This window comes from Demequina sp. NBRC 110057 (assembly GCF_002090175.1).
In the GTDB taxonomy this organism is placed as follows: Bacteria; Actinomycetota; Actinomycetes; order Actinomycetales; family Demequinaceae; genus Demequina.
Map to the genome: position 1 here is coordinate 1,015,419 of NZ_BBRN01000003.1, position 23,502 is coordinate 1,038,920.

The 23,502-nt window shown below is 68.5% G+C and carries 17 protein-coding genes and 1 tRNA gene; 5 read left to right on the forward strand and 13 right to left on the reverse strand.

Translation table 11 applies throughout. The features are described from left to right. The first annotated feature begins 17 nt into the window (after positions 1-17). The 3 genes from B7K26_RS04715 to B7K26_RS04725 all read left to right on the forward strand — a co-directional run bounded on the left by B7K26_RS04715 (position 18) and on the right by B7K26_RS04725 (position 2,812). Positions 18-91, forward strand: a tRNA-Gly gene (locus B7K26_RS04715). A 451-nt stretch (positions 92-542) separates the two neighbouring features. Next, positions 543-1,349 (forward strand): DUF2690 domain-containing protein, encoded by an 807-nt coding sequence (locus tag B7K26_RS04720; protein ID WP_159449608.1) that lies wholly within the window; start codon positions 543-545, stop codon positions 1,347-1,349. An 80-nt stretch (positions 1,350-1,429) separates the two neighbouring features. After that, positions 1,430-2,812: a UTP--glucose-1-phosphate uridylyltransferase gene (locus B7K26_RS04725; protein ID WP_084077475.1), complete on the forward strand. Its 1,383-nt coding sequence runs from the start codon at positions 1,430-1,432 to the stop codon at positions 2,810-2,812. 66 nt (positions 2,813-2,878) lie between these two features. Here B7K26_RS04725 and B7K26_RS04730 read toward each other — a convergent pair whose 3' ends face one another. The 3 genes from B7K26_RS04730 to B7K26_RS04740 form a co-directional block, all read right to left on the reverse strand. Continuing rightward, positions 2,879-3,505: a DUF4190 domain-containing protein gene (locus B7K26_RS04730; RefSeq protein WP_143340457.1), complete on the reverse strand. Its 627-nt coding sequence runs from the start codon at positions 3,503-3,505 to the stop codon at positions 2,879-2,881. Between the two features lie 640 nt (positions 3,506-4,145). Next, positions 4,146-5,993, reverse strand: coding sequence for a cytochrome c oxidase assembly protein (locus tag B7K26_RS04735; protein WP_084077477.1), 1,848 nt, complete (start codon positions 5,991-5,993; stop codon positions 4,146-4,148). 3 nt (positions 5,994-5,996) lie between these two features. After that, positions 5,997-7,046 (reverse strand): DUF2332 domain-containing protein, encoded by a 1,050-nt coding sequence (locus B7K26_RS04740; protein ID WP_084077478.1) that lies wholly within the window; start codon positions 7,044-7,046, stop codon positions 5,997-5,999. A gap of 66 nt (positions 7,047-7,112) precedes the next feature. Between B7K26_RS04740 and B7K26_RS04745 the strand changes: the two genes are divergently transcribed. Next, entirely contained in the window at positions 7,113-8,240 is a 1,128-nt protein-coding gene (locus B7K26_RS04745; RefSeq protein ID WP_200810950.1) for a winged helix DNA-binding domain-containing protein, read from the forward strand. Positions 8,241-8,250: 10 nt separating this feature from the next. Here the strand turns inward: B7K26_RS04745 and B7K26_RS04750 are convergent, their stop codons facing one another. From B7K26_RS04750 to B7K26_RS04760, 3 genes are read right to left on the reverse strand one after another with little or no spacing between them, the layout of a single operon-like run. Continuing rightward, positions 8,251-9,666 carry a dihydrolipoamide acetyltransferase family protein gene (locus B7K26_RS04750; protein ID WP_084077479.1) on the reverse strand — a complete coding sequence of 472 codons (1,416 nt, stop codon included), beginning with the start codon at positions 9,664-9,666 and terminating at the stop codon, positions 8,251-8,253. Positions 9,667-9,677: 11 nt separating this feature from the next. Further along, the gene (locus tag B7K26_RS04755; RefSeq protein WP_084077480.1) at positions 9,678-10,751 is read right to left on the reverse strand and encodes an alpha-ketoacid dehydrogenase subunit beta; all 1,074 of its coding nucleotides are present in this window, start codon (positions 10,749-10,751) and stop codon (positions 9,678-9,680) included. Continuing rightward, a complete protein-coding gene (locus B7K26_RS04760) occupies positions 10,748-11,878 on the reverse strand; it encodes a thiamine pyrophosphate-dependent dehydrogenase E1 component subunit alpha (RefSeq protein WP_084077481.1) in 1,131 nt (376 codons plus the stop codon). Before B7K26_RS04760 ends, B7K26_RS04755 begins: the two co-directional genes overlap by 4 nt. Positions 11,879-12,042: 164 nt before the next feature. Between B7K26_RS04760 and B7K26_RS04765 the strand changes: the two genes are divergently transcribed. Next, positions 12,043-13,161 (forward strand): polysaccharide pyruvyl transferase family protein, encoded by a 1,119-nt coding sequence (locus tag B7K26_RS04765; protein WP_084077482.1) that lies wholly within the window; start codon positions 12,043-12,045, stop codon positions 13,159-13,161. 74 nt (positions 13,162-13,235) lie between these two features. Here B7K26_RS04765 and B7K26_RS04770 read toward each other — a convergent pair whose 3' ends face one another. The 7 genes from B7K26_RS04770 to B7K26_RS04800 all read right to left on the reverse strand — a co-directional run. Next, a complete protein-coding gene (locus tag B7K26_RS04770) occupies positions 13,236-14,189 on the reverse strand; it encodes a hypothetical protein (protein WP_143340458.1) in 954 nt (317 codons plus the stop codon). Positions 14,190-14,277: 88 nt separating this feature from the next. Next, a complete protein-coding gene (locus tag B7K26_RS04775) occupies positions 14,278-16,239 on the reverse strand; it encodes a glycosyltransferase (protein ID WP_084077484.1) in 1,962 nt (653 codons plus the stop codon). Next, entirely contained in the window at positions 16,236-17,393 is a 1,158-nt protein-coding gene (gene glf, locus B7K26_RS04780; protein WP_084077485.1) for a UDP-galactopyranose mutase, read from the reverse strand. Before glf ends, B7K26_RS04775 begins: the two co-directional genes overlap by 4 nt. Positions 17,394-17,501: 108 nt before the next feature. After that, complete coding sequence (locus B7K26_RS04785) at positions 17,502-19,214, reverse strand: S-layer homology domain-containing protein (protein ID WP_084077486.1); 1,713 nt, start codon at positions 19,212-19,214, stop codon at positions 17,502-17,504. After that, a complete protein-coding gene (locus B7K26_RS12825) occupies positions 19,211-19,705 on the reverse strand; it encodes a hypothetical protein (protein WP_143340460.1) in 495 nt (164 codons plus the stop codon). Before B7K26_RS12825 ends, B7K26_RS04785 begins: the two co-directional genes overlap by 4 nt. 209 nt (positions 19,706-19,914) lie before the next feature. Further along, entirely contained in the window at positions 19,915-20,739 is an 825-nt protein-coding gene (locus B7K26_RS04795; RefSeq protein WP_084077488.1) for an acyltransferase, read from the reverse strand. 193 nt (positions 20,740-20,932) lie between these two features. Continuing rightward, the coding region (locus B7K26_RS04800) for a polysaccharide pyruvyl transferase family protein (RefSeq protein WP_084077602.1) at positions 20,933-23,502 on the reverse strand (2,570 nt) is incomplete at its 5' end.

Here is a 23,502-nt window from a genome sequence, read left to right on the forward strand (position 1 = left end):
CGCCTCAGGCGCCGCGCGCGGGTGTAGTTCAATGGTAGAACTTCAGCTTCCCAAGCTGATAGCGCGGGTTCGATTCCCGTCACCCGCTCCACGTGACACGAGGCCCCGGCAGCTGCCGGGGCCTCGTCTCGTTTCGGCACAGGGCCGATGCGGGCGCCGCCGCGCGTCTCCCGCTCGCACCGGACGCACGAGTCGCCTCGCGCTGCCGGGACGTCCCCTCAGAAGGGGAGGACGGCGGCACCCGCGTTCCCCCAAGTGATGGCTTGACGGGGAAGGCGCGCCACCGCGGCAGTACGCCCGGCCGAGATGGCATCGGCCGCGCGCCGACTCACGGTGACGACGGCAACGATTCAATCGGCGACGCGCGCACGAGTCGACACGGAAACCACCGGAGCGGACCCTTTCGGGGGAAATCGGAGGCCGCGCGTGCGGTGCGCGAATCGGACAACCCGCCCGAAGGTGCATCGGGGCTGGCACCTGGCGCCTTGGACCGGGTAGAAATGGCCTCGACCGGGCGAGCGCAAGCCAGCGGAGGGGGCGGCATGACGGACGCGAGTAACGGCGAGGGCGTTGACGAGGTCGCCGCGTTTGCCGCGGACCTGCGAAGGCTGCGAGTCCTGGCGGGGTCACCGACCTTCGATCGGCTCCACCGCGAGACGCAGATCTCCAAGAGCGTCCTGTCCGACGCCATGAAGGGCCGCTCCCTGCCCTCGGCCCGCACCGTCGAGGGCATCGTGCGCGCCTGCGGCGAGGACCCGCGCGAGTGGATCGACCGGCGCGACCGTATCGCGAGCCCGGCGCCCGCCGCGAGCCCCGGCGAGGCGGACCCCACCGCCACTGCTCGCTCCGCCCGCACACGCCTGGCGCTGGTGGGTGCGGCGATGTTTGTCGCCGGCGCGGCCGTGGCGGGAGTCACCGCGACGCTGGTCGCCCACCACGTCATCGACGAGCGCCTGGCCGCGGCCGGCGTCTCCGAGGGACCCCAGATCGCGGTGGCGAATGGCCAGGACCCCGCGATGACCACGTGCGTGGAGGACGCCCAGGTGGCCACCGGCGACACCCGCGCCGACAACTCGCTGCTCGAGATCGTGTGGTCCAACAAGTGCTACGCCGGGTGGGGCCGGATCACCCGCTACGACGGGCTGGGCAATGGCAACACCGTGACCATCGCGCTATACCCGCAGACTGCCCCCGACGGCGCCGACCGCCAGGAGGCCACCGAGCACGATGTCCAGAGCGCCTACACGACGCTGCTGGTGCGCCCGAGCGCCGACACCCTGCTGTGCGCCGAGGGCAGCTTCACTGTCGACGGGAAGCGCATCGACCTCGGCGACCCCCTGTGCATCTGACACCGCACCCCGAGTGAACTCCCGGTGCACAACACGGGGTCCCGGTTCGCCTGTGCGCGGTCCCGGCTAGGCTGAACGCCATGAGCGCTGAAGGACTTGCCCAGGCCCAGGACAAGATGCGTGAGGCGGGCGTCGCCCCGGCCGCGATCGACGTCTTCACCCACTACTACGGGGAGTTGGAGGCCGGCGCGACCGGCCTGGTCCTCGAGGAGACCATCGAGCCGCTGCTCGACCCCGACAAGCTCGCGGACGTCGAGATCTCCGAGGAGGCTGCCGCGGCCGCCATCCAGAAGACCGCCGTCATCAAGCTCAACGGCGGCCTGGGCACCTCGATGGGCATGGACAAGGCGAAGTCGCTGCTGCCGGTGCGCGACGGCAAGTCGTTCCTCGACATCATCGCCGCGCAGGTGCTGCACGCTCGCGAGGCCTACGGCGCCCGCCTGCCGCTGGTGCTGATGAACTCGTTCCGCACCCAGGACGACTCGCTTGCCGAGCTCGGCAAGCACGCGGGCATCGAGGTCGACGGCCTGCCGCTGGACTTCCTCCAGAATCGCGAGCCCAAGATCCGCGTCGACGACCTCACCCCCGTCGACTGGCCCGCCGACCCCAGCCTCGAATGGTGCCCCCCTGGCCACGGCGACATCTACACGGCCCTGCTGTCCTCCGGCGTCCTCGACGCCCTGCTGGACGCGGGCTTCCTCTACGCGAGCGTGTCCAACTCGGACAACCTCGGCGCCGTCCCCAACGCGCAGATCGCCGGCTGGTTTGCGCAGTCCGGCGCCCCGTACGCCGCCGAGCTGTGCCCCCGCACCCCCGCCGACCGCAAGGGCGGCCACCTGGCCATCCGCAAGGCCGACGGCCAGCTGATCCTGCGCGACACCGCGCAGACCGCGCCGGAGGAGATGGACTACTTCACCGACGAGTTCCGCCACCCGTTCTTCCACACCAACAACCTGTGGTTCGACCTTGTCGCGATCAAGAAGGCGCTGACCGAGCGCGGCGCCGTGCTGGGCCTGCCGCTCATCCGTAACGAGAAGACCGTGGACCCGACCGACGGCAACTCGCCCAAGGTCTACCAGCTCGAGTCCGCCATGGGCGCCGCCATCGAGGTCTTCGAGGGCGCCACCGCCATCGTCGTGGGCCGCGAGCGCTTCCTGCCGGTCAAGACCACCAACGACCTGCTGCTGCTGCGCTCGGACGCCTACGAGCTGGGCGACGATGCGGGCCTGCGCCTCGCGGTCGAGACGGCCCCGCTGATCGACCTCGACTCGAAGCACTTCAAGACGATGGCGAAGTTCGGCGCGCGCTTCCCGCACGGCGCGCCGTCGCTCAAGGACGCCTCCTCGCTCACGGTGAAGGGCGACTGGACCTTCGGCGCGAATGTCACCGTCACGGGCGATGCGTTGCTCGCGGACGAGGGTGACGCCCGCACGCTCGGCGACGGGTCGACGCTCGCCGGCTGACCCCGTCCGACATGGGAGGAGCCCCGGGCCGATGACGGCCCGGGGCTCCTCCCATGTCAGGTCTCTCTACGCGGCGGCGCAGGTCCCGCCCTCGGTCACTCCCTGCGCGGAGTCGAAGGACCACGACCCGGCGTTTCCACCCACGTAGTCGAGCTCCAGGCACCAGCCGTCGTCACCCACTTCCGTGAGCGTCACGGTCCGCTGAGTGTCGAGCGCTCCGGCCAAGGACGCGTCGCCCACCGCGTAGCCCTCGCCGGCGACCTCGACCGCCGGCAGGTCGCCCTGGGCCGCGAGCGCGGCGCCGACGGCGTTGCCCACCTCCACCACGTCGTGGTGGGCGTACGCATCGACCGTCTCCGGCTGCGGGCCGCGCACCAGGAACCACACCAGGACGGCCGTCAGCGCGAGGCCCAGGTAACCGAGGATCGTGCCCGCCATCGCGAAGGACCGCGTCTCTTCGCGGCCGCGCCGCGCCGCGTTCATCCCCAGGTGACCTAGGGGGATCGCCGCGACCCACACCCCGAGCGCGCCCGTGACGAAGGCCGCGATGCCGAGCCGCGACTGGGGCTGCGCGCCGGGCGAGCCGAGAGCGGGATCGTCGGGAGCCTCGGCATCCGCATCGGCAGGCTCCATGACCTCGGTGGGGGCCTGCGCATCGGCCCGCACCACGTCGTCATCTCGGTTGCTGTCCACGCGCCCACGGTACGCCGCGGCGGCTCACAGGTGAATGAGGGCGTGTCGGTACGGAGGGCCGATGCCGGCGCCGCCTAGCGTGGATGCCGGCCTCCCCGCGGGGTGGTCCACGCAAGGCGAAGGCCCCCCGGAATTCGGGTCCGGGGGGCCTTGCCGTGGACCGAGAGTTTACGCGCCTGGGGAAAACTCCCCCGCGCGACGGCCGTGATTGACGCTCCGGCTTCGCCGCCACTGTGGACAGACGACCTCTCGACCGACGACCGGGTCCGCGAGGCCCTGCGACGTCACCCGCAGTGGCGGATCCCGACGCCGGTGCGGCGGCGGTTTCCGTGGTCTCCCGTTGTCCTGATCGCCCGTCACCCCAGCTCTGACGATGCTCGCCATCTTTCGATCTACCAGGGGTTTCCGCCTTGCGGCGGGTCGCCCCCGTCAGTCCAGATCGGCTCTCGCCCCCTCGCGAGGGCCGCCACGCATCGCCTGCGCCGGAGTTTCGATGCGACTAGTCGTACTCCCCCGCGGGGCGCGGCGCAACCCGGCGAGGGGCCCCTTTTTTGTCCACCGGTTTCCCCCAGGTTTATCCACAGCTGTTGGTGCGCGTTTACCGTTCCTTCACACCCCTGTGGATGAAATCTGTGGAAACTCAACCCAACCGTTGGTCGTTCTCGGCGGCCTGCGCGAGCATCGCGTTGTACGCCTTAAGCTCGGCGTCGTCGTCGCGCTCGGCCTGACGATCCTTGCGTCGGCTTTCCTTGTCGTCCGCGATGCGCCAGGCCACGATGACGCCGATCGCGAGCGCGAGGACGGGCAGCTCGCCCAGGCCCCACGCGATCTGGGCGCCGTACTGCTGGTCGGAGATCGCATCGGGCCCCCAGGTGCGGCCCATGAGCCCAAACCAGGTGGGGGCGAGCAGCACCTCGGAGCTCAGCAGGGAGACGCCGAAGAACGCGTGGAACGCCATCGTCGCGAACAGTAGCACCACGCGCAGCGGATAGCCGGGCCGCTTGGGGCCGGGGTCGATGCCCACGAGGGCGTTCGCGAACAGGTAGCCCGCGAGGGTGAAGTGGACGATCATCCCCAGGTGGCCCACGTGGTTGCGCAGCGCGAACTCGAACAGCGGCGAGTAGTAGAAGATGAACAGCGAGCCGGCGAAGTTGACCGCGGCCACGACGGGGTTGGACAGGAAACCCATGAAGCGCGACTCGACGATGGCGCGCACCCATTCGCGCGGCCCCCGGGAGCCGTCGGTGCGCGGTGGAAGCGCCCGCAGCGCGAGCGTGATGGGAGCGCCGAAGGTCAGCGGCAGGGGTGCGAGCATCACGATCATCATGTGCTCCACCATGTGGCCGGAGAACGTCACCATTCCGTAGATCATGGGGGCGCCCTGGGTGATCCAGACCATGGTCGCGATGCCCACCATGAAGCACGCGGTGCGGTACCAGGGCCAGCTGTCGCCGCGGCGGCGCAGGCGCACCACCCACCGCAGGTAGACGGCCGCGGCAGCGGCACAGGCGAAGGCGGTGATGATCTCGAGGCGCCACAGCACGATCCAGTTGAGGAACGACGGCGCGGGCGGCAGCTCGTAGCCCGTGAGGTAGTAGGCGGGGCTCGGGTCCTCGAGGGCCACGATGGGCAGGGGCGGCGCGGTGCCGGACAGCACCGCCGCGATGACGATGACGGCGACGATGGCAGCGACGTCGACGGCCATGACGCGCCAGAACCTGTCGCGCACCTGCTGCTCGCTCAGGCGCGGCAGAGCGGAGCGCCGGTGCCACGCGGCGAGCACGATAGCGAGCGTCATGAGGGCGATCTTGAGCAGTAGCAGCCACCCGTACGTGGTGGTGACGAGGTCGGCGGGCCCCTCCATGCGGATGTACGCATTGGCGATGCCGGACACGATGAGCACGATCGCCGCCCAGATCATGATCCGCGACCCGCGACGCACGGCGGTCTTGGCCTCGAGGCCGAGCGGCCCGCGCATCAGGAACAGGGTGCCGAGCACTCCCATCCACAGCGCGGAGCCCGCGAGGTGGAGGAACATCGCCGACGTGGCGAGGTGGTGGTCGCTGGCCCCGGCGGCGTGGCCAGTCTGCGCCTGCCAGCCGAGCGCCCACACGACCGGCACGAGCGTCCAGGCGGCGGCAGCCGGCCTGCGCACCAGCCCGGCGAGGACGGAGACGACGATGGCGGCGACGGCCATCTGCAGGTAGGCCTTGCCCAGGTCGATGGTGGTCGCGAAGGACCACACCTCCTCGACGAACCGCTCGGCCTCGACCCCGTCGTTCCTGATGTAGGCGTAGGACACGAAGATGTAGGCGACGGCGGACAGCGCCCACAGGCCCGACGAGACGCGCGCGACGAGCGATGCGCGTTCGGCTGCGGGGTGGCGCGGGGGGATCACGGCGGCGAGGACCACGAGCGCGCCGGCCGTGAGGCCGAGGAAGACGTCGCGGAGGGCGCCCGTCATCGTGACGAGGGCGTCAACGGACATGCGTCAAGGGTACGCGGGCGCGACCCACCTCCCGTGCGCGTGCGCGGTGGCGGCGGTGCGGCCGCGATCGAAGGAACTGCCGACCCTCACCTGGGAGTGAGGGAGGCCGCTGACCGGCTCCATCCCGACCCTCAGGACCGGCCGATGCCGGGCGATGGCCTCGACGGCGGCGTCGATGGCCGCGTTGACGCGCGCGGGGGCCTGGTAGAGCGCGATGGTGTGCCAGATCACCATCGGTCCGGGGGCGAGCCGCGCGTCCACCTGGGCGAGCGTCCGTGCCGCGTCCCCGGCGACCATGGTGACGTCGACGCCGCGGCGAATCTCGATGGCGGCGCGCAGCCGCGCGAGCCTGTCGGTGTGCTCGGGCCACACGAGCGCCTCGAGCCACGCGGCGGCGTCGGGATCGGTGGCATCGACAGGGCTGAGGTCGATGCCGGTGCGGCTTGCGAGCATCGGGATGGCACTCACCGGCGGCCCCTCACCTCGCCACTCGCACACCAGCTCCACGGACGACGAGCCGAGCCGGGTCTCGCGCACGCCATCGGGTCCCGCTGTGGGATAGCGATAGGCGAAGCGATCCAGGCACAGGTTGAGGCCCGCAGACGCGCCGAGGTCCACGGCGTGGACGGGCTCGTCCCTGGCAAACGCCACGACCCATGGCAGCAGCACCGCGGCGCGTCCCACCTCGTTGGTCTGGGTGCGTCGCGCGCTCGCCTCGGCCACGAGCGCATCGGCGCGGTCAAGGACGTAGGCACGCAGCGCCTCGCAGGCCTCGGGGCCCGGGCGCCGGGGCTCCTGGGTGAGATGCGGGTACCAGGCCGCGAGCGCATCGGCCGCCGTGAGGTGCAGCTTCACCGCGCCCAGCAGGAGGTTCATGGGCGGCACGCCGGGGATGCGCCCCAGCACCGCGAGCAGCGCCGGGTCGTCGGCGATGGCGAGCGCGAAGGCCCGGTACAGGGGCGAGTCGCTCGCGGAGTCGGCCCAGCGGCGCGCCTCCTCCGCCACCGCGGCGAGGTCCGCGCGGTCGCCCGCCGCCCAGTCGTCCAGCCCCATCGCGCCTCCCGTGGCCCCGGGGGTTCGCTCCCCGTGATGTCCGTCCCCGAGGCTAGCGTGGTGGCCATGCTCACCACGGTCGAGGTCCAGTCGCTGCGCATGCGGGCCCTCCTGCTCACGGGCGGCAGCCCCGGCACAGTCGGTGAGATCGTCACCCACCTCGGCGCCATGCAGGCGCAGGACCTGGCGAGCGGCCTGTGGTCGCTCGGCATTCGCCTGGGGCTGGCCGATGCACCAGGAAGCGGTGGCGGTCCCGTCACCCAGGCGCGGGTCGAGGAGGCCCTCGAGAACCGCGAGGCGCTGCGCACCTGGCCCATGCGCGGCACTGTGCACCTGGTTCCTGCCCGGGATGCGGCGTGGATGCTCGACCTCATGGGCGCCAAGCCGCTGCGCGACGCCGCACGCCGCCGCGCCTTCCTGGGGATCGACGAGGACACCGTGACCCGCGCGAACGCCGCCCTCGAGGAGGCGCTCGCCGGGGGCGGCAGGCTCACCCGGGCGCAGTGCCTCGCCGCCATCGAGGCGGCGGGCGTCGAGACGCCGGGACAGGTGGGCTACCACCTGCTCTGGTACGCGTCGCAGGTGGGGCTGACCTGCATCGCGCCGAACGTCGGCAAGGAGCAGACCTTCGCGCTGCTGCGCGAGTGGGCGCCGGACCAGCGCGAGCTCTCGCGGGAGGAAGCGCCGGCGGAGATCGCGCTGCGTTACGTGCGCTCGCACGGGCCGGTCACTGTCGCGGACCTCGCCCGGTGGACAGGGCTCGGCATCCGGGACTGCCGTGCGGGAGTCGCCGGGGCCGGAGACACGATCGAGGAGGTCGCCACGGAGGCGGGCACACTTCTCGCGAGCGCCGATGCCGCCGCGGCCGCGCGCGCGGGCGTCGACCCTGTCGAGGGGTGGCTCGCCCCGCCCGGCTTCGACGAATACATGCTGGGCTACGGCGACCGCTCCGCGTTCCTCGCCGACGGCCACCTCGACGCCGTGGTGCCGGGCTCCAACGGCGTCTTCCGCGCCACCCTGGTGCGAGACGGCCGAGTCGCGGGCACCTGGAAGCGCACGCTCAAGGCCAAGCGGTGCGTGGTCGAGGCGGCGCCGCTGACGCGCCTCACCTCCCGCGAGCGCGCGGCCGCCGAGGAGGCCTTCGCTCCGTACGCGGAGTTCGTCGGCCTCCCCGTCGAGGTGGCGTGGGGCTAGGCCCCGAGGCTTACGCCCAGACCAGGCCCTGGCTCGGGTCGTTCATGACGCGGCCCACATCGGCGAGTACGCGGGCGCCCAGCTCGCCGTCCACCAGGCGGTGGTCGAAGCTGAGCGCGAGCTGCGTGACCCAGCGCACCGCGATCTCTCCCTCGTGCACCCACGGCTGCTGACGAATCGACCCGAACGCGAGGATCGCCGCCTCCCCCGGGTTGAGGATGGGCGTTCCCGTGTCGATGCCGAGCGCACCCACGTTCGTGATGGTGATGGTGCCGTCGCTCATCGCGCGCGGCGACGTGGAACCATTGCGCGCCTCCGCGGTGAGGTCCTGAAGCTCGAGCGCGAGGGCGTGCAGCGGCAGGCGGTGCGCGTCCTTGATGTTGGGCACCACCAGGCCGCGCGGCGTCGAGGCAGCGATGCCCAGGTTCACGTAGTGCTTATAGACGATCTCCTGGGCCTGCTCGTCCCAGGCGGCGTTGACCTCCGGGTGGCGGCGCACGGCAAGCAGCAGCGCCTTGGCCACGATGAGCAGCGGCGTGACGCGGACGTCGGCGAAGTCGCGGTCCTGCTTGAGGCGCGCGACGAGGTTCATGGTCTCGGTGACGTCGACGGTGAGGAACTCGGTAACGTGCGGGGCGGTGAAGGCCGACTGCACCATCGCCTCGGCGGTGCGCTTGCGCACCGACTTGACGGGAACGCGCGTGGAGCGGCCGTCGCGGGTGGTGGTGCCGGACGCGAGCCACGGCTGGTCGTCCTCGGGGTAGGTCGCGAGGGTCTGGGCCGCGGTGGCCTTGACCTGCTGCTCCACGTCCTCACGCGTCACCAGGCCGCCGGGTCCCGACGGCGTGATGGTGGTGAGGTCGACGCCCAGCTCCTTGGCGAGCTTGCGCACCGGCGGCTTCGCGAGCACGGGGTACTGGCCCGCCGCCTCAGCGCCGCCGATGGGGTCGAGCGAGCCCTCGCGGCGCTCGCGCCGGGTGGCGTTTCCTGCCTTGACGCCGTAGCCCACCAGGACAGCTCCGGAGCCCTCGCTCTCGGCCGATGCCGGGGCCGGCTCGGGAACGGGGGTCGCCTGCGAAGGGGCCACGGGCGCGGCCACGGCGGAAGGCGACGCGGCGGCGGGCTCGGCCACCGCATCGGCCACCTGCACGGGCTCGCTGGGGGCGGCCGGCTCGCCGTCGGGGTCGACGTCCACCTCGAGGATGGGGGCGCCCACCTCGACGGTGTCACCCTCCGCCACGAGTAGCTGCGTCACGACCCCGGAGTAGGGGCTCGGGAGCTCGACGAGCGACTTTGCCGTCTCGATCTCCACGATGGGCTGGTTCACCTCGACGGTGTCGCCGACCGCCACGGACCAGGTGACGATGTCGGCCTCGGTGAGGCCCTCGCCAGCATCGGGCAGGTTGAAGCGCTGGAAGCTCGGCATCGTGGTTCCCCTCAGTGAGCCATGACCCGGTCGACGGCGTCCATGACGCGATCGAGGCTGGGCAGGTAGTCGTGCTCGTGAACGGCCCCAGGGTAGGGGGTGTGGAATCCGCCCACGCGGAGCACTGGCGCGTGAAGGTGGAAGAAGGCCTGCTCGTGGACGCGGCTGCTCAACTCGGCGCCGGCGCCGAACGACGTGGGCGCCTCGTGGATGACCACCACGCGGCCGGTCTTGCGCGCCGACTTCACGACGGTGTCGGAGTCGAGCGGGGAGATCGAACGAAGGTCGATGACCTCGGCGTCGATCCCGGCCTGGGAGGCCGCCTCCGCGCTCTGCAGCGCGAGCCTCACCGTGGGGCCGTAGGCGACGAGGGTCACGTCGGACCCCTCGCGCGCCACGCGGGCCCGGGACATCTCCGCGGTGCCGGCCGACGCGCCGCCGATCCCGCCCAGCTGCGCCTCCACGCGCCCGTGGTCCACCTCTCCCTTGTCCCAGTAACGAGCCTTGGGCTCGAAGAACAGCACCGGGTCGGGCGAGGCGATCGCCTGCTGGATCATGTCGAAGCCGTCCTGCGGCGTCGCGGGCGTGATGATGCGCAGGCCGGGGGTGTGCGCGAACAGCGCCTCGGGGCTCTCGGAGTGGTGCTCGATGGCACCGATGCCGCCGGCGTAGGGAACGCGGATCACCACGGGAAGCTGGATGGCGCCGCCGGAGCGGTAGTGCATCTTGGCCAGCTGCGTCGTGATCTGGTCGTACGCGGGGAAGATGAAGCCGTCGAACTGGATCTCGATCACGGGACGGTAGCCGCGCATCGCCATGCCGATGGCCGTGCCGACGATCCCCGACTCGGCGAGCGGGGTATCCATGACACGGTCGTCGCCGAAGTCCTTGTGCAGGCCGTCGGTGACGCGGAACACGCCGCCCAGCGCGCCGATGTCCTCGCCCATGAGCAGCACCTTGTCGTCGCGCTCCATCGCCGCGCGCAGTCCGGCATTGATGGCTCCCGCCATGGTGAGCGTGGTGCGCGCCGGGCGCTGCTCGGCGGCGGCCGATGCGGTGGCCGGCCTCTCGTCAAGGGTCGTCATCGGGGCACCTCCGTGTCGGCGAACGAGCGCTCGTAGCGCTCGAACCAGGACCGCTCCGCGTCCACGAGGGCGTGCGGCTCGGCATAGACATGGTCAAACATCCCGCGGGTATCGGCGCGGGTCCAGCCGCGCACGGTGGCGCGGGTGCGCTCGCACAGCGCCTTCGCCTCGGCGTCCACGCCGGTGCGGTAGTCGTCGGACAGCTCGCCCGCGGCCGTGAGGTAGGCCTCGAGGCGCGCGATGGGGTCGCGCTCCGCCCACAGCTGCTCCTCGGCCTTCGAGCGGTAGCGGGTGGGGTCATCGGACGTGGTGTGGGCGCCGCGGCGATAGGTGAACGCCTCGATGAGGACGGGGCCGGCGCCGCTGCGCGCGTGCTCGAGCGCCCACCGGGTGACGGCGTGGGAGGCGAGGACGTCGTTGCCGTCCACGCGCACGGACGGGATACCCACGCCCTTGCCGCGGTCGGCGATCGGCACGCGACTCTGGCGCGTCGCCTGCTCGGAGATGGCGTACTGGTTGTTCTGGACGAAGAAGACGATGGGGGCGTCGTACACGGAGGCGAACGTGAGCGCCTCGGCGACGTCGCCCTGGCTAGTGGCGCCGTCGCCGAAGTAGGCGACCACGGCACCGTCACGCTCGGGGTCGCCGGTGGCGACCATGCCGTCCTTGGCCATGCCCATCGCGTACCCGGTCGCGTGCAGGGCGTGCGATCCGATGACGAGGGTGTAGAGGTGGAAGCGGTGGTCGGCGGGGTCCCAGGCGCCGTGCTGAAGACCGCGGAAGATGCGCAGCACCTCGACGAGGTCGACCTCGCGGGTAAGCGCGACGCCGTGCTCGCGGTAGCTGGGGAACACCCAGTCCTGGCCGTTCAGCGCGTGGCCGGAGCCGATCTGCGCGCCCTCCTGGCCCCACGACTGCACCCACAGGCCCAGCTCGCCCTGACGCTGGAGGCTGGTGGCCTCCATGTCGAACGCGCGCGTGAGTGTCATGTCCCGCCAAAACGCCCGGAGATCGTCCGGCGTCAGGTGGGCCGTGTGGGGGTCGAACTGCTCGTGGCCGATGCGCTCGCCGGCCGGGGTGAGCAGTTGCACCAGGCCTTCCGTCGAGAGGGGTCCTCCAGCGGTCACGCGTGCCTCCTTCGCCTCGGCGCGGCCTTCCCGCCGGGTAGGCAGGGGGCCGCGCTCGTAACTTACGCAAGCGTAGGCTACGGCACCGTAGGTTTCAAGTGAGCCGCGCGGAGCGTAACGTTGCTACGGTTGCTCCGCGGGGGGCCAAATGTCGAAGGAGCCCCATGGAATCCGAGATCTACGTGGTCAGCACGGCGGGTCACCCTAACTACGGCGATGAGGTCATCACCGAGGGCTGGCTACGGTTCCTTGCTCGCACACGCCCGGAAGCCACGGTGTGGCTCGATTGCCCCCAGCCCGGACGGGCAAGCATCCTCTTCGCGGGCATCCACGGGGGCCTGCGCACCACCAACACGCTGTGGCAACTGTCCGAGCGCGCGAACGGTGATGACCGTGCCGCGGCGCACGCCGAAGCCCGCCGCCTCGTCGCTGAGCGCGGCACGCCCCGCGAGGACCTGGGCCTTGAGGTCCTCGCATCGGCAGACCTGATTCACATGATCGGCGGCGGGTATCTCGCGGGACGCTGGCCCGCGAATCTCCTCTTGCCGACGCTGGTATCCGAGGCGGTACGGCGGAGTGGACGGCGTGCGGTGATGACCGGCACCGGGCTGCTGCCGATCGATGACGCCGATACTGCTCCCTTGCGCGAGGCGCTCGACGACTTCGCATTCGTCGACGTCCGCGATGCATCATCGGCGGCGACATTCGGGGTGCCCCAGGGAACCGACGACGCCTTCCTTGCGCTCGCCTCCGCGGGAGCGAGATTCGACCGCCGGCCCGCACCTCGAGCCATGCTGTTGCTCCAGGGCGACATCCATGACCCCACCCTGCTCGACTCGATCCTCACGCGGAGCCTTGAGGCGCTGCGGGAGGCCGGCCTTGAGGGCGAGCAGTTGGGTGTGGTCGAGGCGATCGCGCCTGACGATGCGTGGCCGCTCGCCCGGATTCGTGAGGAGTGGTCGGACGTGCGCTTCTTCCCGTTCGCCGAGGTGTGGAAAGAGGGGCTCGCCGCGCGCGAGGACCAGGTCTGGGTCTCGACGCGATTCCACGCGCACCTCTTGGCAGCGACCCAGGGCGCGAGAGGCATCGCCATCGATGGCGGCGACGACTACTACCGGATCAAGCACGCGTCGCTGACCGACGTCGGTACTGGCTGGACTGTCGTCAGTGGCAGCGACGCTGCGCCATGGGCTCCGCCGGCCGTCGCGCACGACTTTGTCGAGCGCTCGCTGGGACTCGCGGCCGACAGGATGGCTCTGGCACGAGACCTATACGCGCGCTAGGGCGCGTCAGGGGCCCCAGCAGGCCGCGCCCACTGCTCCGCTGAACGAGGCAGTGACCAGCATCAAGAACCGCGTCACGCAGCCACGGTGCGCAGCGCGCGCGGCGCCATGTCCGCCATCAGCGCGCGCGCCACGGCATCGGCGCGCGACGTGAGCCACGGCCCGGGCACGTCGGTCACCCTCAACTCCACCTCACGACCGAGCAGCAAAGCGAGCGTCGCCAGCTCTGGGGACGGCAATGCGGACACCGTGCGCACGCCTCGGTCGGCGAGTAGCGCCACCTCGCCAGGAAGGCTGCTGCGCACCACTCTCACGCCGGGGAGTTGTCCCCACCGGGCCACTGCCGCCCGAGATTCACGGTGGTGCGGCACATAACTCACGGGGCCGTCGCGGGTGATGCCGCGCAGCCACGATTCATACACCGGAGCCTTAAGCAGCCCATCGTCGACCATCGGCGATCCAAGGGCCACGTGCACACCCAGGCGCTGTCCCTCGTCCCACTTCACCCCGCGCAACCATGCATGGTCGTGGTGGGTCACCTGAGCACCGATGTCAGCAAGCGCCCGCAGCGGCGCCTCCTGGGCGTACCCGCTAAACAATGCGAGGTCGCCTGCGGCGGCAGAGGCGACCACGCGGCCACCTGCGACCGCGCCAAGCGCGCGCATGAACATGGACTCACGAACGCCGGGGCGCTGGAGCCGGTGGCGCTGGACCAGTTCCCGCACGACGGCGAGAACCCCGGATCCGCCGTCGACCGCGACGAGACTGGAAGTGCCAGTGGCCGCAATCACGGTCCTCACGTGTCCCGATGCGAGGTCACCCGCCAGTCGTCGGCGCGACGCAGCGAAGGGCGACCTGAGCGCGCTGGCCCATGGTCCCGACATCGTCACCCGTCGGGGAAGATGCATGGCCACCGCCCTGCCTGTCGAGCCGAGGTGCGGCACGTCGGCCCGCAGGCAGATCTCGAGCCGATCATCCGACGCGGAGGCGTACTCGACCGCGTTGACCAGTTGAAGGGGAGACTCCACCCACGCCACGCGAACCATGGGCACAGCACACCACCGCGAAGTGAACACCGGGTTGCTTCCCGGCGAACTCTTCGCGGTGGAGTGGTGACTACTTGGTGTCGGCGGCCGGGTTCTCCGCGAACGTCGTACGCCACGCCTCGGGCGACGTCAGTTCCGGCATGCGCGCGCCATACTCGGCTGCGAGCTTGGGCCACTTCTGCCGAAGACGGCGATGGAGCGCGATGCTCCGGCTCAGGTAGGACCGGAACTTCTCCGGGTCACGGATGTACATCGACACGCCGGAGCCGTCTGCCGACGTCACGAGTGCAGAGTCGAGGTTGGACAAGCGCCACCAGCGCGCGGCAGCGCTCGCGACGCGCTCCTCAGGCACCGAAGCCGCATCCTCACGGACGGGACGGAACTGGCGGATGGCGCCCGCAACGGCCGCGGACGCGAAGGACGCGCGACTGTGAGGGGCATGCGGTCGCCTGCCCTTGCGCAGCGGACGACGACGGTAGGTCTCGGGGACCTTCGAGACGTCCTTCTCGATCACGGCGTCAGGGAACGCTGCGCGGCGCTGACGCACGGCGGGCAGCGTGGTGCCGATCGTGGCGTGGAGGTGGTCGGGACCCGCGAGGATGTCCTCGAGCGCCTGCAGGCGCAGGTCTACGGCGGAGTACTGAAGCTGCAAGAGGTGCTTCACGTCCGCGGCGAAACTCACCCGCGGGAGGCGGCCGCCCTTCTTGTACGGCGAATGGAGCAGCGCCGCAACCCACCGATTGCGCTGGTGGTAGTAGGCCTGCCAGTCGATCGCATCGTCCTTATCCGTCCACGGCACGTGCCAGACGGCTGCGCCAGGAAGCGAGACGGTGCGAATGCCCACCTCCGCGGCACGAAGGCAATACTCCGCATCGTCCCACTTGATAAAGATCGGGAGCGAAAGGCCCACCTGCTGAAGTGCCTCGACCGGGATCAGGCACATCCACCAGCCGTTGTAGTCGACATCGACGCGGGAGTGCAGCCACGGGGTGCTGCGCAAGGGGTGCAGGCTGAAGTCGTGAGGACCGCCGCCGCCGTCGACGCCACCCCACCAGAAGAGGTAGCGGTTGACCGTCTCTCCCACCGCGTGCAGGCTGGAGCGCTCGTACATCGAGAACATGTGCCCGCCCACGATGGTGGGAGTGCGCGTGTAATCACCGAAGGCGACCGCTCGGAGGATGCCCTCGGGCTCCGAGATGATGTCGTCGTCGAGCAGCAGCACATAGTCGGACTCGCCGGCCTCGAGCGTCTCGCTCATGCCTCGCGAGAATCCACCGGAACCGCCCAGGTTGCCCTGCCGGATCACTCGGAGCCGGTCGCCAAGGAGCGCCGCGGCGTCGTCGTAGCCGTCCTCGTCCTCCACCAACTGGGTTCCCTGGTCGATCACGTAGATGCGGTCGACGGTGGACCTCAGGGACGTGTCCGCACCGAGCGCGGCGAGCTGGCGCACGCAATAGTCGGGCCGGTTGAAGGTGGTGATGGCGATGGACGTGGTGCCATCCTTGCGGGCGGGCGCAGCGTCGACGCTCCACTCGGCGCTCAGGAGCGTCACCTCGTCCGTCGCCGCATACAGGTCGAACCAGTACCAGCCGCCGTCACCGAACGCGGTCAGCGGAAGATCGACGTCGATCACGCCATCGGCGGAATCGACGAGGGTGATGCGCTGCGCGTTTCCACGCGCGTTGGACTTGTGGACCACGACAGAGGCGGCACCGGAGAGGCGGATGCTGAGGCGCACCGACTCGACGTTGGTCCACCGTCGCCAATACGCGGCGGGGAACGCGTTGAAGTACGTCGCGAACGATGCGGACGCACCCGCCTTCAGCGTCAGCGACCGGCGTCCTTCCACCTGGGCGCCGGCGTCACGCGGCGACAGCGCGGCCGCCTGACCCACGGCGTGAGCCATGGTGAAGTCGACGTAGAGCGGAAGCGTGTTGGGGTCAGAATCCTCGGGCAGCACCACGCGGTGCACCACGCGGCGCGCCGTCTCCTGCGCCTCGTCGACGTCTACCTCAGGTGCCTGTGCCGTCATGCGTTGCCCCCGAAAAGAGAATCAAGCTTGTTGTCGACCATCGACAGCGCGGAGCCGATCGCCATGTGCATGTCGAGGTACTGGTAGGTCCCCAGGCGTCCGCCGAAGAAGACGTCCTTCTCACCGGTCATGAGGTCGCGATACACGGCGAGCTTCTCACGGTCCTGCGGCGTGTTCACGGGGTAGTAAGGCTCGTCGCCACGCTCAGCGAAGCGCGAGTACTCCTTGACGACAACCGTCTTGTCCTTCGGGTAGTCGCGCTCGGGGTGCAGGTGGCGGAACTCGAGAATGCGGGTGTACGGGGCATCGCCGTCCGCATAGTTCATGACCGACGTTCCCTGGAAGTCGCCCACGGGAAGAACTTCCTGCTCGAAGTCGATCGTGCGCCACGACAGGTCACCGGCGGAGTAGTCGAAGTAGCGATCGACGGCTCCGGTGTAGATCACGGGAACCTGACCCACGATCTTGTCCTTCGAGAACTCGTGTCCACCATCGAAGAAGTCGGCCTCGAGCCGCACCTCGATGTTCTTGTGGTCAGCCATGCGCTCGAGCCAGGCGGCGTAGCCGTCAACGGGCAGGCCCTCGTACGTGTCGTTGAAGTATCGGTTGTCGTAGGTGTAGCGAACCGGGAGGCGCGAGATCACCGACGCGGGCAGGTCCTTGGGGTCCGTCTGCCACTGCTTCTGCGTGTAGCCCTTGATGAAGGCTTCGTACAGCGGGCGGCCGATGAGGTTGACGCCCTGCTCGTCGAGGTTCTCCGGCTCCTTGCCGCCAAGCTCGGCGGCCTGCTCCCGGATGACGGCCTTCGCTTCCTCGGGTCCGTATGCCGAGCGGAAGAACTGATTGATCGTGCCCAGGTTGATGGGCATCGGATACACCTCACCCTTGTGGGTGGTGTAAACCTTGTGAACGTAGTTGGTGAAGGCAGTGAAGCGGTTGACGTACTCCCACACGCGCTCGTTCGACGTGTGGAACAGGTGCGTGCCGTACTGGTGAACCTCGATCCCGGTCTCGGGCTCGGGCGCGCTGTACGCGTTACCACCGACGTGGTTGCGTCGGTCCAGCACAAGGACCTTCGCGCCGTACTGCTCGGCCAACCTTTCGGCCACCGTCAGGCCAAAGAAACCCGATCCGACCACGACGGCGTCCGTCATCTGTTTTCTCCCATCATTGACGCGGCGCGCGGGTGCGCACGCAATCGCGACTCAGCGTACCTGGGCCCGTGAACGGTCCGCAAAACGGCACCGACGCGCCTCGACGCGCTACCCGAGCGCGTCAAGGCGCTGGAGGAACGCGGCCATCTCCTCGCGAGTGATCGCCTGGCCAGGTCGGAACTCGGCACCCTTCGCGGTCTCCCAACCCTCCGAGATGCCCTGCGAAGCGAGCCAGGAGATCTCCCGATAGAACGTGCTTGAGGTCTTCACGTCAACGAAGGGCGACTTCGCTGGCGCGACGTAGTCCTCCGGCGCTGCGAGGCGGAAGAGGAAGGCAGCCATCTGCTCACGGGTGGTCTTCGCACTTGGGCGGTACTGCGTGCCGGTCGACGTCTCCCATCCGCGAGAAATACCCGTCGAGGAGAGCCACAAGATCTCCTTGCGGAAGGTCGTCGTGCTCGGTACGTCTGTGAACGACGTCGCGGTGCCGCCGGCGGGCTTGCCATCCGCGTAGCGGTAGAGGAAGGCCGCCATGACGTCGCGCGTGACGGGCGCTCGACGGCGGAACTCGTACCCGTACTTGGTCTTCCACCCCTGGGAGATGTCCTCTCGGGCCATCCAGAAGATGGGTCCGGACAACGCCGCGTAGTCGTAAGAGTTCCGATTGTCGGAGACGTCAGTGAAGGGGTACCCGGTGACCGCCTTGCCGTCGATCTGCGCGACGCGTAGGCGTTGGAACTCCACCAGTGGCACGCCCTCGAAAGTGCGGGTGTCGGCGATAGGCCAACCCCAAGCGCCACCGGGGCCGCCTGCGGCGTCATAGGCCACCGAGACCGCGTAGCCCTTCGTGCGGAACGTGTCGATGCCGGAGCGAGTGAGGTAGAGCGTGCCCTTCGCCATTTTCTGATACCAACCACCGCCGTTGGCTGCCACCCACACCGGCGCGGCGATCGGCGCACCGAGCGCCGCTTCACCGCCACGCTCGCTGTAGGCATCGGCGAGGCGTGGGTAGAGCGAGACGCCCTCGGTGGGGCCGAACCACTTGGTGTAGAACAGGAAGAAGTTGCGGTTGCCGTAGGAGCTGCACGAGTTGCCGCTCCCCAGTCCGGCCGCGAGAGCGGCAGCATTCGGGACGTACGGCGTGTAGATGTAGAGCGCGGCGGTCGCCTGGTTCTCGATGTAGACGTTGGCAGTCCCGCACGAGGGCTTGTTCGGGTAGTAACTAATGACATTCGTGCGGCCCGCGCGATACCCGTAGTTGTTCGGGTTCGCCTGGTAACGCTTGAACTGCTTCGCCGCCATGTACACCTGATTGAAGAAGCCGCTGTACTGGGTGTCGCAGGGCGCCGTGTCAGGGCATGCGTAGCCCATGGCCTTGTCGTAGCGGAAGCTCGAGGGCCAGTCGTGGGTGACCAGGCTCTGCTCCTTCTGGAGGATCACCAGGAGAACCTTTTGGCTGATCCCGCAGGAGCGAGCGACACCATCGATGATTTGCGCCGCGGTCTGGGTCTTGACCGCGTACCCGTCGCAGAACGCGTCGGCGGACTTCTTCGTGGTGCGCTGTCGGTAGTCCTTCAGGCACGTGACATCGGCGGGATTCGAGTCCTTCTCGGGGTGGCACGTCGGCACCTGCTTGTCGAGAAATGCCTGGACTTGCGTCGCCGTCATGGACTTCGAGTCGTAGAAGAGTTGGTCGGAGATGATCATGCCCGCGTCGAACTTGCTCGCAGCTTGCGCAGGGGCGGCGGGGGAGGCGACGGAGACGCCGAGCAGGATAACCAGGACGGCGCTCACGCGCGCCACACGGGACGACCACGTCACGGGACACGCACCTCTTGAGTCGCGGTGACGCCGGTGATGGAGTCCGATGCGAATCGCACCGCGAGCGACCAGCCGCCGCTCGTCAAGTCCTCCAGAGGGATGGAGAGCCCCTGCGCACAACTCGACGACGTCGCGGAACGTGCGGACGGTCCGCTGACGGCGCGCGTCACGTCCCGGCGCGTCAGCGTCATGGTGCACGTTCCCTCGTCAACGACACCGTCGATCACCGCCGCGGCCTCGAAAGCGCTGTCCGTAGTTCCCCACGACGTCAAGGTCATCGGTGCGGTGGCGACCTCGGAGCCAGGCTCCGCAGAGGGCTCCGGCAGCGAAGGATCGGTGGCGACACCATCGTCGGGGTCGTTCGCGGGCTCCGGCGAAACAGTCGCCGACGGGTCAGATGGCGCGGCCGAGGTGTCAGGCGTGGCGGACGGAGTCGGCGTCACGCCTGCCGGCGTGGCGCTGGGCTCCGGGGTGGCCAGCGCGGTCGGCACGGCAGATGCTGCGGTGGCTCCCGGGGTGCCCGTCGCCAGGGGCGCCGCACAACCGGCAAGCATGGGCGCGGTGAGGGCGAGAATGGCCGCGGCTGCGAGGCGTGATCGTGGATACATGAGGTACTCCTAGGGACGCAGAGCGTCCGGCAAGCATAAGAGGTGGGGGTCAACGCGGAGACGCGACACGGCGCGAACGCGAGAATGCTGCGTCAGGTGGGGGGAGCGTCCAACGGGGATGGAAGTTCCGCACCACGAAGTCGCTCGAGGTCGGGGAGTTCGAAATCCAGGGGCCCGTCGGGTGAATGTGTCCACGTGACGCCGCTCTTGATGACCTTGGCAGGATTTCCCCCTGCCACGGACGCGGCGGGGACCGACTTCGCGACGACCGCGCCTGCGCCAATGATGGAGCCGTCGCCGATGGAGATGTCTTTCATCACCATGGCGCGCCGCCCCACCCATACACGGCGCCCGATGTCGACGGTCTTGCGCCCCGCGTTGAGAGGCAGGCCAGTCTCTAGGCTGATGATCCCGTGCTGGTCCGTGCCCTGTACGACGACCTCGTCCGACCACAGCCCGCCAGCACCAATGCTCATATCGGTGTCGCGGAGGAGGATGCGCGCCCCACCGATGAAGGTCCGCGATCCGATGATCAGACTCGACGTACCGGACAGTAGCGCCCGATACTTCATCCGCGAGGCCGACAACGACAACAGTCGGGCGTGCGGGCCCTTGAGGCAAATTTCTTGCTGTCCCGCCTGAGGAGTGCGCATGATCAGAATGCGCGCGTGCGGGCTTGCCCCCATGACCTCGAAGCTCAACATCGATGCGATCTTGGCCGCGTTCCGCTTGGGCATCCATACAAAGGAATCACCGACATCGTGGTGCTCCGGATTGCTGACGGCGAACGCATCGAGGGGCTGTTTCACATATGTGGCGGAAGGAAGCGACGACGCATCGAAGAGGAAGCGCTGCCCATCAAAGTCCTCGAATACGCCGTCGATAATGTCGCGAGACGATCGCGATTCGTCGACCATGCCTTCACCCCCGTGAGCGCACGTTCCCCTTCTACCGCGACGTCGCTTTGGAATGGGGGCGCGTCCGGCAAGGATACGCGTGTGGCGCCGTCAGCCTGGGCGCGACGTCGGCGAGTTCTCGGCTTTGCGCTGTGCGCCGCAAAGCCGAGAACCTGACCTATCGCGTCTCGCGCGACGACACCTCGCCGGAGGTTTAGCCCTTCGAGTGGCGCTGCAGCACGTGCTCAAGTTCGGTCCGCTTGGACCTCGGTACGAGCACCTGCTGGTCGTAGTGGCCCACGGCGATGAAAGCGATGAATACCTCGTGCTCGGGGATGTCGATGATCTTGCGGATCGCCGTCTCCTTCTTGGTTCCCATCGCCGTGTTCAGCGAGCACGACCCGAGGCCCACCTGGGTCAGGCCGAGGAGCAGAGACATCATGAACAGGCCGCCATCGATGAACGGCTGGTTGCGCTCGGGGGCGAAGAGGAAGGCGTCGAGGTCCGCCGACACAAGCAGCAGTCGCGGAGGCATCTCGTACCCGCTGAAACCGCCCTGAATGTCGAGGACCTGCTTGATGATGCGTGGGTCCTCGAACTGGTGAACCCTGGCTCCCTGGCGGTTGCACACCGAGGGTGCCTGCATCGCGATCTGCACGGCTCGGGAAATATCCGCGTCAGACACGGGGTCGCTCGTAAACTCGCGAACACTGCGGCGGCCGTACACCACGTCCATGAAGGTGCGGCCGTCTCCAGCGTCGTCCGTCAGTTCGCGGATGCTGTCCGCCGGCAACGCGCCACCCTCTTGATGCGTGCACGTATCGATGAGGTTCTGGGAGGCCTCGGAGAAGAGCTCCCTGAAGTGCGACACGTCAGTGTTGAGAGCAGCATTGCGCGCAAAGTAGCTCTTCATCACTGCCGCGGAACTCTGCAGGAAGCTGTCATCCAAACTCAGGCCGGCGGCGAGCCACGCGTTCATCTCCTTCGCAAGGCCGGGGACGGCGATCCTGCCGAAACCGGGGCGAAGGTCGCTGCGGCTGAGACCCTTCTCGATGGCGTGAGCATGAAAGATCATGCGCGCACGAGCACCGGAAACGCCATCCGCCGATCGAGCGTGGGCGAAAGATCGGACCTGTCGCTCGTGATCCTTGAGCGCGAGTTCCTTGGCCTGGGCCGAGAACCCGCCTGCGGGGGCGCCAGGCTTCTTGGCCGGGGTGGCCTTGAGCACCGAGACGGGAATCTCGGCGACCTGGAAACCACGAATCTCGGCACCGGCGTTCCATCCGGTGAAGTGCAACGCACCGAACATCACCTGGGTGAGGCTGGGGTCCGTCACGCGGAAGCGAAACTCGTCGGTGCGCCACTTGCGCGAGTTGTCGCTCGTCGAAGCCTTGCCGATGACCTTGAACTGGCCCGTCTTCGGGTTGCGCAGGTGCACGTTGACCGCGGCGCCCTTGCTTCGAGGGGCCCAGTCAATCGTCAGCTGATACGCCGAGCCGGACTTGAGCGGCTCGGGGAAGTCCGTGAACGCGAGGTTCCCGGTCACGGAACCGCCGCGAGCAACCCTGAGACGCGTGCTGCGCGAGGAGGACGAGATTCGCCACGCGGAATTGTTCGAGGAGAAGGCAGGCTGACGCACCTCGAAGCGCTGGCGGGGGGCGAGTGCGGCGGAGTCCTTCTTCTCAGGATCCAACGCCGACTCCAACCACGTCAGCGACGTAGCCCGACCCTTCTCGATGTACTCACGCGCCTTCGTGAAATCAATCTCACGCGTCACATTCGCGTTCGCATCAATCTTCGCAGCATCGTCAGACTCAAACACCCGACGAGTCTCGTCAAAGCCCAACGACGACATCAGGTTCTTGAACCGATCCGCACCACGCTTCGTGTTGTAGATCGACGAGAAAGGCTTCTCAAAGATCGTCGCAAACGCCGACCCGTGGAAACTGTCCGTCACGACATACGCCGAATCACGGTAGGCACGCAGGAAGTTCTCCGGCGCATCCTCGGCCAAGACCTCGGCACGAGGCTCACCCTCGAACAGGGCCGTCACAGCCTCACGACCACCATCAGGGTTAGGGATGACGACGATCTTCTTCACGCCCAACTTGTCGGCAATCGCCAACGCCGTGTCGCGCTTGCCCTCATTCGGGTCCAGGAAGAACACCGCAAGGTAGTCACCCTCAAACGACACCGTCGCCTTGTCAGCAAGCTCGCTGTAGTGCTCCTTGGGCAGCAAGAACACCGGGTCCACCACCAGCGTCGCCTTCGCGCCAAACACCTCACGCGCCGTCTCGATCGCGTACTGCTCACGCACCGAAATCGCCTTGAACTGCTGCAGGTTATCCGCGTGCTTCACAATGAACGGCGGCTTGAACTTATCCACCCCACGGTTACCAAACGACGTGGCATACGCCACCCGGTTGTTGTCCTCGCTGACAAAGTCCAAGAACAAGTCATCGTTCACGCGACCAATCAGCGGGTTCCACAACTGGTCACTACCGACCACAAAGGTCCGCGCAACATCGTTGAGCTTGTGCAACTCCGAGTAGTGCACCTGCTCCGTGTACTCGTAACCCACCCTGCGCGCAAACTGCATCGACAAAATGTCATCGGGCCACGACACACGGAAACCGTTGTAACCCAACGGCTCATGCACCATCAACACCGAACGCCCAAGACTCTCAATCGCTCGATTCAATCCGTAGTAGGTCAGGATCGAACCGTAGTTCTTCCCGTACCACCACCCGAGCACAGCGACATCATGAGTCTTCTTCGGATCGG